At 67.0% G+C, this 12456-nt stretch carries 12 protein-coding genes; 1 reads left to right on the forward strand and 11 read right to left on the reverse strand.

Annotated features, from left to right (window positions below; translation table 11 throughout):
* Nucleotides 1-6: 6 nt before the first annotated feature.
* From G6N33_RS12910 to G6N33_RS12920, 3 genes are read right to left on the reverse strand one after another with little or no spacing between them, the layout of a single operon-like run.
* Nucleotides 7-633, reverse strand: a complete 627-nt coding sequence (locus G6N33_RS12910; protein ID WP_044509002.1) for a maleylpyruvate isomerase family mycothiol-dependent enzyme — start codon at nt 631-633, stop codon at nt 7-9.
* A complete protein-coding gene (locus G6N33_RS12915; protein WP_044509001.1) occupies nt 630-1118 on the reverse strand; it encodes an SRPBCC family protein in 489 nt (162 codons plus the stop codon). Before G6N33_RS12915 ends, G6N33_RS12910 begins: the two co-directional genes overlap by 4 nt.
* Nucleotides 1115-1441 carry an ArsR/SmtB family transcription factor gene (locus G6N33_RS12920; protein ID WP_044509000.1) on the reverse strand — a complete coding sequence of 109 codons (327 nt, stop codon included), beginning with the start codon at nt 1439-1441 and terminating at the stop codon, nt 1115-1117. Before G6N33_RS12920 ends, G6N33_RS12915 begins: the two co-directional genes overlap by 4 nt.
* An 86-nt stretch (nt 1442-1527) precedes the next feature.
* On the opposite strand from G6N33_RS12920, the gene G6N33_RS12925 reads away from it, so the two are divergent.
* On the forward strand, nt 1528-1878 hold the full coding sequence (locus G6N33_RS12925; protein WP_163771523.1) for a hypothetical protein: 351 nt from the start codon (nt 1528-1530) through the stop codon (nt 1876-1878).
* Between the two features lie 3 nt (nt 1879-1881).
* On the opposite strand, the gene G6N33_RS12930 is transcribed toward G6N33_RS12925, so the two are convergent.
* The 8 genes from G6N33_RS12930 to G6N33_RS12965 form a co-directional block, all read right to left on the reverse strand.
* Nucleotides 1882-5157 carry an arabinosyltransferase domain-containing protein gene (locus G6N33_RS12930; protein ID WP_044508999.1) on the reverse strand — a complete coding sequence of 1092 codons (3276 nt, stop codon included), beginning with the start codon at nt 5155-5157 and terminating at the stop codon, nt 1882-1884.
* Nucleotides 5157-7226 (reverse strand): galactan 5-O-arabinofuranosyltransferase, encoded by a 2070-nt coding sequence (locus G6N33_RS12935; RefSeq protein ID WP_044508998.1) that lies wholly within the window; start codon nt 7224-7226, stop codon nt 5157-5159. The genes G6N33_RS12930 and G6N33_RS12935 overlap by 1 nt, the downstream gene beginning before the upstream one ends.
* A 2-nt stretch (nt 7227-7228) precedes the next feature.
* On the reverse strand, nt 7229-7993 hold the full coding sequence (locus G6N33_RS12940) for a decaprenylphospho-beta-D-erythro-pentofuranosid-2-ulose 2-reductase (RefSeq protein WP_044508997.1): 765 nt from the start codon (nt 7991-7993) through the stop codon (nt 7229-7231).
* On the reverse strand, nt 7994-9385 hold the full coding sequence (locus G6N33_RS12945) for an FAD-binding oxidoreductase (RefSeq protein WP_044508996.1): 1392 nt from the start codon (nt 9383-9385) through the stop codon (nt 7994-7996).
* A gap of 299 nt (nt 9386-9684) precedes the next feature.
* Nucleotides 9685-10107: a GtrA family protein gene (locus tag G6N33_RS12950; protein WP_044508995.1), complete on the reverse strand. Its 423-nt coding sequence runs from the start codon at nt 10105-10107 to the stop codon at nt 9685-9687.
* 43 nt (nt 10108-10150) lie between these two features.
* Nucleotides 10151-10630 carry a GreA/GreB family elongation factor gene (locus tag G6N33_RS12955; protein ID WP_044508994.1) on the reverse strand — a complete coding sequence of 160 codons (480 nt, stop codon included), beginning with the start codon at nt 10628-10630 and terminating at the stop codon, nt 10151-10153.
* Between the two features lie 247 nt (nt 10631-10877).
* Complete coding sequence (locus G6N33_RS12960; protein ID WP_044508993.1) at nt 10878-12008, reverse strand: SPFH domain-containing protein; 1131 nt, start codon at nt 12006-12008, stop codon at nt 10878-10880.
* A gap of 40 nt (nt 12009-12048) precedes the next feature.
* Nucleotides 12049-12399 carry an NfeD family protein gene (locus G6N33_RS12965; protein ID WP_231382512.1) on the reverse strand — a complete coding sequence of 117 codons (351 nt, stop codon included), beginning with the start codon at nt 12397-12399 and terminating at the stop codon, nt 12049-12051.
* Nucleotides 12400-12456: the final 57 nt, after the last annotated feature.

A 12456-nucleotide genomic window follows, 5' to 3' on the forward strand; every position in this document is an offset into this window, starting at 1 on the left:
CGACCGCTAGTCGGGCAGCCGTGCGGCCAGCGTGGCGTGACCGGGGCCCGTGAGGTCGGCCAGGGCGGCGCGACGGCCGCTCATCGTCATCAGTAACGCTTCGCCCGGCCCGCTCACCTCGGGCCCGTCGCCGTGTACCCAGTCGACATCGGTGGCGCGCAGCCGAAGGCCCCTGATTCGGCGGCCGGCACCGAGCCGCGGGTTGCCTGGCACCAGTTGAAGCACACGTTGGAGCCGGTCGTGCGGGATGCTGCGCGGGCGACCAAGCGGTCGGCGGATGTCCTGGTGATGGATCGTGCCGTCGACCAGCGCGATCATGCCACCAAAACCTGCCGTCAACCCCCGCGGTTGGAGGTGGTCACGCAGGAATGCCAGCAGTTGTGGCGCGCTCAGCGCGCTGTACTCGTCGACACCCACCTGGTTCGCCCGGACTACCCAGCCCTTCGCGAAACGCTTCACTAGCCCAAGTGGGCCGAGCTCCTCGTAGCTAACAATGTGTGCGACAACATCTTTGACCGTCCACCTGGAACAAAGGCTGGGCGCCTGCCAATCCTGGGGCGCCAGTGTGGCCAGAAAATCCGCCAGGTCGGACCGTTCGGTGTGGGCCATGGTCATCAGGGAAGGCGCTGTCATGGCTGTGCTCCTACCGAGCGGAGCCCGGCGTAGCGGTGCAGATACAACGGCCATCCGGCCTCGCCGTCGACGCCGTCGGCAACTGACCGCCATCCCGGGCCGTGCCGGTCCAGGTGACGGTGCTCCAGGTCGACGCGCGTGCGGGTTTCCGACTCCGCGGTGAAGCGCACCTCGACCTCGCTGGTCCGCGACAGGTCGGGTTCCAGTTGCCACGACGGGCTGATGTCCCAGGTGAAGACCAGCCGCCGGGGCGGCTCGTAGACCAGCACCCGCGCCCAACGACACACACTGCCGTCGACACCGCGGTCATAAATGTGGCCTCCCGCGTGGGGTTCGAACACCGTCTGGGCGATCGGCACCGCCAGCAGGTTGTGTTCACGCGGCTTGAAGTCGCCGAATTGTTCGGTGAAGACGGCGAACGCACGATCGATCGGGGCGTTGACGATCACTTGATGGCGAACGGTCGGAATGCGCGGCTGAGTCATGACGAGTGTCCTTCGGTCTCGTTGAACTTGGCGGCGTAGCCGGTCAGTGCCTGCGTCCAGAACCGGTCCAGCTCGGTGCGCAGCGCTGCCAAACCCGTGGGGTCGAGTTGGTAGACGCGCCGGGTTCCCGCCGCGCGATCGCGCACCAGCCCTGCACATTTGAGCACCCTGAGGTGCTGAGACACGGCCGGCCTGCTGACGGGCAGCTGCCGGGCCAGCTCACCGACAGCTGCCGGCCCGTGCGCGAGCCGATTCAGGATGGCCCGGCGTGTTGGGTCCGCAAGGGCGATCCAGGCGTCACCATCCGCTTGGTAAGTGACCACGAACCGTAAGTCTATGCTTACCAATGCTCATCGGCAAGATCCTCAATTTGGGATCGGTAGCGGACACGACGGTGTGCACTGTCGCCATGAACATTTCTCACAGCATGACGCGGCTCCTCGCCGGAGCTCTGCTTTCGGGCGGCGTTGCCGCCGTTGGGCTGGGGTTGGCGGTGGGCACCGGGCACGCTCAGCCGGCCCCGATGGTGTGCCAGGACGGGGGTACCGTCCCCACCCCGACCAACAGCTGCACGTATCAGTGGTGCCCGGGCTCCCCGGAGATGAAGAACATGCCGAACTGGGACCGAAGCGTCTGCCATCCGTGGTACTTCGATCAGAACAGCCCGCCGACCAACTCGACCATCATCGAGGGTTTCCCACCGCCGCGACCTCCGTCGCCGCCGTGCATACCGTTCATCAACTGCCTGCCGGGGCTGTGACGCCTAGCCCCGGCGCAGCGGGGCTGGATCCCACAGGCCGCTGCGCGTCGCCTTGCCCAACTGCAGATCCGCGGGCTGGGCGTTGGGGTAGTACGGCGTCAGCCGTTGCAGCGAACCCCAGTCGCGAGACCAGTCGTCCTTGAGGTAGGTGGCCATTGTGGTCGCCTTCACCAGCAAGTCGGTGACCCCCAGTGGGCCACCACCGTTGTTGTCCATCACCGGCGAGTTCGCCTCGGCCCCGAACCTGTCGGGCAGGATCCGCCATTTCGGCGTTTCGTCGACGCCGTTCTGGTGGGCGAACGGCCGCTGGCACGGAAAGGCCAGGCCCACCAGCCAATCCAGGAAGACCGGGTCGCGAGAGCCGACCACCTGCTGCAGCGTGCGCAGGTGCGGGATCCGCGGCGGCGTGACCGCGATCCAGTGCTGCGGCGCCAAGTCCTCGTCGTTGGCGACCAACCGAACCTGGGTCGCGGTGTCGGGGATCCAATTCATCGGCATCCGCAGGTTGCGCCAGGCCGGTGAGGCGCCGACGTCGAAGAACTGAAACGACCCGCCCGGGTGCCCGGCCGCCGCTTCCGCGTCGGTGGCCCACTGCACCTGCACCTCGCGGGGATCGAATCGGCCGGCCGCCGATACCACCAGCAGCGGCCCGGCCTGGTCACGCGGCGGCAGTCGGTACCAACCCGACCGCAGCAGGGCAGGTACCTGGATGCCGGATCGCCAGCTGCCCAGTACGGGCGTCTGGGTCGGGTCGAGGTTGTAGGGCAACTGGGCGCGTGAGCCGTTGATCCCCGGCGCGGCGCTGGTGCCGCCTTCGGTGCCGGCCTCGCTGGTGGTGGTCTTGCTGTCGTCGTTGACGAAGCTGCGGTCACCCGGGCGCTCCATCACCGGATCGGCCGAGACGTCGGCCGGAATACCGTTGGCGGTGAAGGCTTCCGACAAGCCGGCCCCCAAGGCATCGCGCACCGAACCGGTCACCGGCGCCAGCATCCCGGCGTTGGGTTCCTGTTCCACCATGACGTCCTCGGCCAGGCCGCACGACTTTCCGGCTAGGGCCTCCAGATTGGACCGGCCGACCGACCACGCCGGGTATTGGCCCACCATCGCCAGCGTCAACGACGCCACCTCGAAGGTCACCAGCAGCCACGCCGTAATCGCCAACGGCGACTGGATGATTCCGGTCATCCGCGGCCCGAGGCGGGTATTCCGAGGACCACCGGAGCCGCCGTCGGGAGCCGTGAAATGGAACCATGCCGATACCAACAGCACCACGACCGTCAGCCCGAGCAGGACGGTGGCAAACGCATAGTGCCATGCCGGGAACGAATTCGACCACGGCACACCGAAATTGGAGACGTACCACCAGCCGTTGACACTGGCGAACGATAAGGCGGCCAAGAACAGCACGGCGGCAGCGAACACGGTGCGGTTGCGGCGCGAACGCATCGCAACACTGGTCACCGCGACCGCGGCCAGTGCGCCCAGCGAACCGGCCAGCCCGGCGAACACCCCGAAGTGATGCGTCCACTTGGTTGGGGTGAACATCATCGCCAGGAAGGAGATGATGGTGATTCCGACGATGCGACGGCTCGGGCCGGCCGCGGTGCCCGGGATTCGCCCCTTGCGCAACGACATCGCCACCGTGATACCGAGCGCAAGCAGCACCGCCAGCACCGCGAAGCGCCGGGCAATGGATCCGTCGGGGCTGGCCATGAACAGCCGCTCGTAGCGGATGTGTTCGTCGAACCAGCTCAGGCTGGGCCCGAGCGCACGCTTGAGCGCGGTCGCCTGCAGCTCGCCGGCCAACGTCTGGTCGCGGAAGATCAGGATCACCGTGACGGTGGCCGCGGCCAGGATCGGTGCCAGCAGCGGCAGCACCCCGAACTGCCGGGAGCGGCGGTGAATAATCGTGCGCAGCGGTCCAATCGCGACCAGCAGGGCGCCAATGGACGCGATGCCGGTCGGCCCGGAGAACAGGGTCAGCGCGCCGACGATGCACGCGATCGCGACCGGCAGCAGCCGGTTGGTGGCCACCGCCCGCTCGACCGAACACCAGGTGAGCAGGATGCCCAGCGCGATGATCGGTTCGGGGCGCAGCCCATTGTCGAGCGGCAGCCAGGTCGCCAGGAACAGCCCGGCGGCAGTCCATGCCGCCGCGCGGCTGATCTTCACGGCGTGACCCAGGCGCGGCATCACCTCGCGGCTGATGGCCCACCAACAGGTCAAGGCCATGGCCAAGGTGGGCAGCCGCATCCAGACGCTGTTGGTGCTGACGTGCGCCCATAACGCGAGCAGGTCGTAATACCAGCCGAACGGCGCCTCGGGGGTGCCCAACCAGCGGTAGTAGTTCGCCATGTAGCCGGCATGCTCGGACACCCGCGCCATCGTCAGGATGTAACCGTCGTCGGAGGTGTTCGCCCCGACGAAATGCCACCACACCAGCACGCCGATGACGAGGGCGTCGAGGCCGCCGATCGACCACCACCGGGCGGGCAAGAAGCGGCGGTGCCGGGTGCCGTCGGCGGAGTCGAGGATGTGCAGGGCGATCAGGGCGACGGCCGTCAGCAGCACGCCGAGGATCATCGCGGCCATCTTCAGCGGCGTGGGGCTGCTGCTGTACCGGGTGTCGACGGTCGCCGAGAAGCTCAGGCCGGCGGGCGCCGGCCCGGACAGATCGGTGAACACGCCGACGATCTGCGGCCGGAAGTCGTACCCGCTCTTCTCGCCGCGCAGCGGCGCGCCGGGGTGTTCGGCGTTGGGCCCCTGCGTCAGCCCGACGAATTCGGCGGTGACCCTGTCGGCGTGCGCGGTGAACGTCAATCGCTGGCAGGCCGGGCTGAGCACCTCGTTCAACGGCGCGGTGACCACCGGGACGTTGCGCACCACCAGCACCAGTTCGTCGTTGGCGCGCAGGATCAGCAGTCCGCGGTCGACGGCCTTCGGCGCTTGCTTAGGCACCGTCGACAGCAGCACCGTCTTGCCGGCGTTCTGCCGCCCGGTCAGACCGGCGGCTGCTTGACACGGCACGGAGATGGTCAGCTCCGGGGCCACATAGCCGATCAGCGGCGCTTCGATGCTCTCGAAGGTGCCGTTCTGCGGCCAGTTGAGCTGGGCGGTGGTCTGGCTGACGGGCAGCACCGGCGTGAGAATCGCCAGCAGCGCTCCGAGCAGACCGGCCACGACGGCCACGACACGAGCAACCCGATAGCGTGCGCCCGCGCTCTTCACGGACCTAGATGGTAGTTCTTCGACCAAGTCGCGCGAGGTGTCGGTCGCCATCAGCGGGTTGTCGCCGGTTGGGCCGGCGGCTTGCGGATTGCCAGCACAAACGGGCCGATGCTTTGCACGGCAAACCGCGGGTCGTCGAAGAGCGCCGCCCGCAGCTCGACGCTGTAGCGGCGAACGTTGGGCTGATTGGGATAGACGTCCTCGGCCAGCCGCAGCGTGTAGTTGTTGTTTCCGCCGCGGCGCATCAGGAACACCGTCGGCGGGGGCCAGGGCGAGGTGTCCAGCGCGTGGATGAACTCGTCGGGGGACTTGAGGGTAGACCACTTCTTGATCTGCGCCGCCCGGAGGTCGAACTGCGCCAGGGGGTTCGCGTAGTGCGACGTCAACCCCTGGAAGCCCCAGTACGGGTAGTAGGACAGGAAGCTGTAGTCGGCGGTGAGCACCACCGTCTGGTCTTGGGGTTTGCCGGTGACCTGGCGGATCGCGGCGTCGACGGCGGGGTAGAACTTCTCTGAGCTCGGCGGCCGTCGATCCCCACGCTGCCCCAGACCATCGGTGTCGGTGTAGGCGATGGTCAGATCGGGCCGTAGCACGTCGGGGATGTCCTGGCTGAAGGCGATCGCGGCGGTCAGCCCGATCGCGCCGGCCACCGTTTTCAGAGCGGGGCTGCGGTGTCGCAGCGTGGCCCCGGAAAAGGTGACCTCGAGGAAACCGAACACCCCCGCGGCGACCAGCAGCACCGACAGGGTCGGCTGCAGCCGGAACGACAGCAGCGTGGTGCGCGCCAGCGTGGTCAGCATCGACAGCAGGGACCACAGGTAGATGGCCAGCACCCCGACGGTCAGGGCGCCGGCGCGGACCGACGTGCGGGTGCGCATGATCAGCCACAGGGTGCCGATCAGGCAGATCGCGCCCAGCAGCGAGAACTGCAGCATCGGGAAGGTCAGCTCTGCACCGTCGGCCGGTAGGTAGTGAAAGGCGCTGCCGCTGTTACTGATTGGGCTGGTAGCCGCGCGCAGCAGGAACGGCAGCCAGGTGATGCTGGCGATCGCGGCCGCGATGACGGCGATGGCAGCGATCCGTCGCAGCGGGTCCAGTGCGGCCCGCCACCCCGCACGTCTGCAGCGTGACACCACCAGCACCAGCGCCATCAGCGCCATCGTGAATGCGGTGTAGCCGAACAGCAGCGTGTACCAGGTGGCCGTGAAGCCCAGGAACAACCCGGCGCCCAGCACCGCGGCCCAGCCTCGGGCCCGTGGCTTGTCCGCAGCCACCGCTGACTCCTCCGCGGCGAGCTCCTCCGCCGCCACCGCCGACTCATCCGCCGCGAGCGTGAAGTTGGTTTCACTCTCGGGCTCGAGCGTGAAGTTAGCTTCACGTTCGACACTTGGGGTGGGCTCCAGCGCCCGGCTAGCCGGGCATTCCCGTTCGCCGGCGCGCAGACCCGACCAGGTCAGCACCAGCACCGGCGGCAACAGGACCGTGATCATCGCGGAGTACGGCTCCGGTGAGCTGTAGGCCAGCGTTACCGCCGCCGTCGCGGTCGTGACGATCAGGGCGTACTCGAAGCGGATCAGCCGCCACCACAGCACCAGCGCGACGGCCACCGCGATGGTGATCGAGGTGATCGCCCACGGTTTGAACATCTCCCAGGCGGGCGTCCCGGTCAGCGCGGCGGCGCGCCCGCCGATCCAGAACCAGCCCGGTGGATAAAAGGACGGCAGCCCGAGATAGGTCATGTCGTGCAGGGCGGGGCTGTCGGCAAGCCGCGTCAGGTACTCAGTGCGGAACTGCTGATCGACCGAGATGCCGAACAAATAAAGCTTGGTCGCCCCCAGCGGCATGCCCAGTGTCACCACGCTGAACGCGGAGACGAACACCAGGCCACCCGTCTGAGCGGCCACCCGCCACCGGTCGGATCGCCGCCACAGCCAGCCGACGGCCACCAGCCCCAGCAGACAACCAACCTGGCCGACGGTAGTGAGGGCGTGCAGTTGATTCGACGACGGAAAGGCCGGCCACTGGACCCGCGCGATGGCGATCAGCGATACGACCGACACCACGGCGGCCACCGCGACCGCCACCATCATCTGGCCGAGAGTGGCCAGCGCGTTGCGCATGATCAGATGGGCAGCTTGCGGAAGATGGGCCGTGGAATGTGTCGCAACACCATCATCACGTACCTGAATGCAGCTGGCGCCCAAACCAATTCCTTACCTTTTGCGGCAGCGGTCACCGCGAGGTCGGCGACGTATTCCTTGTCGACGGTCAACGGCGCTTCCTTGACGTGCGCGCTCATCCGGGTACGCACCTGGCCCGGGCGGATCACCAGGACGCGCACCCCGTACTCGCGCAACGCCTCGCCCAATCCCAGGTAGAAGCCGTCCAGCCCGGCCTTGGTGGAGCCGTAGACGAAGTTGGAGCGCCGCACTCGTTCGCCCGCCGCCGAACTCATCGCGATGATCTGGCCGAAACCCTGGGCGCGCATCTTCTCGCCGAGTAGGACACCCACCGAAACTGCTGCGGTGTAATTGATCTCGGCGGCAAGCACAGCCTTGTGCTGGTTTTGCCACAGCTCCTCGGCGTCCCCGAGGATGCCGAACGCCACGATGGCCACGTCGACATCGCCGTTGGCAAAGGCTGCCTCAATCATCTTGGGGTGACTGTCCGGTGTGGTGGCCTCGAAGTCGATCAGCTCGACCGACCGCGCACCCGCGGCTTGCATCTGTGCCACGGCGGCCGCACGACCGGGGTCGTCGGGCATGGCGGCCAACACGATTCGGGCGCGGGCGTTCTGCAGATAACGCTCGCAGATTGCCAGGCCGATCTCCGAGGTGCCACCTAGCAGCAGGATCGTCTGGGGGTTCCCCACCGCGTCTAGCACCATTTAAAGCAGCTCCAAACGTCGGGCCATGTCGGAGGCGAAGACCCGCATCGGGTCAACTTTGCGGCGCACCGCGATCCATTCATCAATGCGCGGATACATGGCGTGGAAGGTTTCGGCGCTTACCCGCGAATCCTTGGCCGTGTAGACCCGACCACCGAATTCCAGTGCACGCCGGTCGAGTTCGTTCAGGAATTCGTTGATGCCTGGCTTGTTCGGAAAGTCCATCGCGACATTCCAACCGGCCATCGGGAAACTCAACGGGGCGCGATTGCCCGGTCCGAATAGCTTGAACACATTAAGCGCCGAATAATGGCCGGAAGTTTGGATCCAGCGAATGATGGCCTTGAATTCGTCCATCGCATCCGGTGGGACCAAGAATTGGTGCTGAGCGAAACCCCTTGGGCCATAGGCATTATTCCAACCGCTGACCAGGTCGAGCATGTGGTAGAACTGGGACAGATTCATGATCTTGCCGGTGTAGGTGCCGCCCAGCCGGTAATACACTTCGCCGATCGCCATGAACGACAGCTTGTTCATCGCGCTGACCGGGAAGACGTCCGGCACCGTCAACAACTGTGGCGCATCAAATTTCAGCGGATTCTTGGCCAGCTTCTTCGGCAGTTGATCCAGCGTGGCCAGGCTGCCCCGGCTCACGGCGGCCCGACCGAGTTTCGGCGGCGGGCTGATCAGGTCGAACCAGGCGCTGGAATAGGTGTAGTTGGCTTCGCTGCCGTCCAGATGCACCGCGACGGTTTCGTCCAGGTCCTTGGTGGCCACGCCGTCGGCGATGAAGTACGCGGTCTCGGTCGGCGTCATCGCGATGGTGGCGCGCAGCACGATCCCGGTCAGCCCGTTGCCTCCGACGGTCGCCCAGAACAATTCGGCGTCTGCGGCGTCCGGGCCGTCCGGGGTGATGGTGCGGATGGTGCCGTCGGCCAGCAGCAGATCCATCGACCGCACGTGGTTGCCGAAGCTGCCCGCACTGTGATGGTTCTTACCGTGGATGTCGCAGGCGATGGCGCCGCCGACGGTGACCTGGCGGGTGCCCGGTAGCACCGGGACCCACAGCCCGAACGGGAGCGCCGCCTTCATCAACTGGTCCAGGCTGACGCCAGCGTCGACATCGACAAGCCGGGTGTCGGCGCTGATCGAGTGGATGCGATTCAGCACCGTCATGTCGATCACCAGGCCGCCGCCGTTTTGCGCGTTGTCCCCGTAGGAGCGACCCAGGCCGCGCGCGATGACGCCTCTACCGCCGGAGTCAGCGACCCGGGCGACCGCCTTGGCGATCACTTCGGGATCGCGGGTCGACAGCACCTGGGCCACCGACGGTGCGGTGCGGCCAAAGCCCATCAGCCGGGTGGGCCTGGTCGGAAAGTCGGCGCTCAACATCGTCAAAGAGGCTACCGCCTGGCCGACCGACGATGCGGGACGTGTGCGTCCGGTTGAGGAGGAGGCCGATTGGGCCGATGCCGACCGACGATGCGGGACGCGTGCGTCCCGTTGAGGAGGAGGCCGATTGGGCCGATGCCGACCGACGATGCGGGACGCGTGCGTCCCGTTGAGGAGGAGGCCGATTGGGCCGATGCCGACCGACGATGCGGGACGTGTGCGTCCGGTTGAGGAGGAGGCCGATTGGGCCGATGCCGACCGACGATGCGGGACGTGTGCGTCCGGTTGAGGAGGAGGCGTTAGTGGATCCGGAAGATGACGAGCCGCTGCACGACGAAGTTGATCACCGTCGCGGTGCCCTGCGCGATCACGAACGCGACGATGGGTGCCCAGCCGCGATAGTGCAGCAGCACCAAACACAGGTGGTTGAGCCCGACCTGGACCGCGAAGGTGAGGCCGTAGAGCACCATGACCGCGACAAACCGGGCCGTGCTGGGCTCGGCCTGGAAGGTCCATCGGCGGTTGATCAGGTAGGCGGTGACGGTGCCGACGACGAAACTGGTCGCCTTGGACACGTCGACCTGGACGCCCAGCACCTTCCAGAGCACCATGTAGAGGCCGAAATCGACGATGGCGGCCAGCCCGCCGGTCACCACGAAACGGGTGATCTGCGTGGTCAGGCTCAGGCGCACCGGCGCGGTTCCGGACTCGGGGGGCGGCATTGGGGGAGTTTATCGGGGGCGTGCGCATTCCCCGGGGCAGCAGCTAACGGGGCAGCTTCACCGAGATCAGTTCGACCCGGCTTTCGCCCTGCGGCGTCGAGTAGGTGATGGTGTCGCCGGCCTTGTGACCGGCCAGCGCCTGCCCGAGCGGGCTGTGCGCGGTCAGCGTCTCCGCCTCGCGCCCGGCCGGCGTCTCCTCGACGATGGAGATGACGTGCATGGTGACGACTTCCCCGTCGGCGAACCGCAAGGTCACCTCGGTGCCGCCGGGCAGCGTCTCGTCTTCGTCGGAGTGCGACGGCCCGGCCCGCAGCCTGCGGTCCAGTTCGTTGATGCGATCGCCGAGCACTACTAGCTCCTCGGCCCGCTGAATTGCCTCGGCCGCGTCGCCGTGGTCGCCGATCATGCCGCGATCGTTTTTGACCTCGGCCTCGAGAAGATCGCGCCGCTGTCGCAGCCGGTCCACCTCCGCGGCGAGGTTCTCCCGCGCCGCGTCGGCCGCTGATTGGACCTTCTTGCCCACGTCGGTGAACCTTTCGCCCAGTTTGCTTGGGGTGGCGTATCAGTCTCGCACCACGACGGAGTAGCCGCCACCATTATTCGGCACGCGCTTACAGCCGTTTCCGAACCGGTATCCGCGCGCCGATCTGCGAGCTGGGATGGCGGTCGCGGGCCAGCAGCTCCGTCACGGGCTTCGCCGTCCGCCGGGTGGCATTCCAAATTGCCTATCGCAACGGAATTCAGCGTCAACCCCGCACCTGGTCGGGCAATCAGAGGCTGACATGCCCCGCGTCGTTGTTCGTCGGGACCGGCGGAGCGTCGTCGTATTCGACGATGTCGCCGCGCAGCGCCTCGTAGATCGCCAGACCCTGCGACACCAGCCCGGCGGCCACTTGGCCGAGGCCCTCGGCGCCGTTGAGCACCGTGAGGTTGGAGCTCGACAGGCCCAGGGCGGCCTTTTCCACGATCTGTGGCAGCTGGTCGATCAGCGCCTTGTCGAGTGCGACGCGGTTGTGCGACGCCGCCGCTTCGGCCTGGATCTTCATCTTCTCGGCGTCGGCGACGGCCATGATCCGGACGCGTTCGGCCTCGGCCTCGGCGGGCTTGACCACCTCGGCGACCAGTTCCTGCTGGCGCAGCTCGGCGGCCCGCTGGGCGAGCTCGGTCTTCATCTCCAGCACCTCGCGCTGGGCCTGGGCTTCGGCCAGCGGGCCGGCCTGGGCTGCCTCGGCCTGCGCCTTGTCGACCTCGGCTTTGTACTGGGCCTTGACGATAGCCGTTTCGCGGGCAAACTCCGCCTGCTTGCGCTGCGACTCCTGCTCGGCCTCGGCGGCGGCCTGGTTCGCCTGGGCCTGAGCGATCTGCGCCTGCTGCTGGATGGCAGCGTTGTGCGGCGCCGACATCGCGTTGATGTAGCCGAGGCCGTCGTCGTCGATGGACTGGATTTGGAGGGCGTCGACGGCCAGTCCGATGCGCGCCATCTCCTCCTTGGATCCGTCGAGTACTTCGGTGGCCAGTTTCTGGCGCTCCCGGATGATCTGTTCGACCGTCATCGAGCCGATGATCGAGCGCAGGTGCCCGGCGAAGATGCGGCCGGTCAGGACCGACATCTGGTCTTGTTCGGACAAGAAGCGCTGCGCGGCGCTGATGATGCTCTCGGTGTCGTTGCCGACCTTGAACGCGATCACGGCCCGCACGTTGAGGGTGATTCCCTGTTGGGTGACGCACTTTTCGGCCACTTCGGACTCGCACATGGCGAGGGTGAGGAAGCGAGCTTTACGGAAGAACGGGATGACGAACGCACCGTGTCCGGTGACGACCCGGAACGGGGCGTTGCCCTTGGCCCGGCCGCCGGAGATCAGCAGCGCCTCGTCGGGGGCGGGCACCTTGTAACCGAGCATTCTTGGGTTCCTTTCGGTTGGTGTTGTGCAGCAGCGGGTTTCACACGTCGTCTGGCCCGGCGCAGGGGTGGGTCGGGCTGTGCCATGGCTCGACGACGACGGTCCGCGCGCCACGAATTTCGACCACCAGGACGTGGCTGTTTTTGGGCAGTGGGTCGTCGGACCAGGCCAGGAACGTTTCCTTGGCACCCCGCACGGTCACCAGCACCTCGCCGGGACCGCGGTCACCGCGGGTCGCCACGACGAGCGTCCCCACACAACCGATTGCCGCGGCGTCGCTCACGATCGCATAGTCCCCCATCGACGGGTTCCAGCGTCGAGTTTCGGCATCTTTACCCGTCAGGATGAACGCCGGTGACGCGGTCTGTCCGCTGTCGAACAGGTTGCGCATCGTCGACCCCTTCGCCGCTTGCCGGTGGCTGGTCAGCACAGCGTCAGGGCGGCGCCT

The sequence above is a fragment of the Mycobacterium simiae genome (assembly GCF_010727605.1).
Classification (GTDB): Bacteria; Actinomycetota; Actinomycetes; order Mycobacteriales; family Mycobacteriaceae; genus Mycobacterium; species Mycobacterium simiae.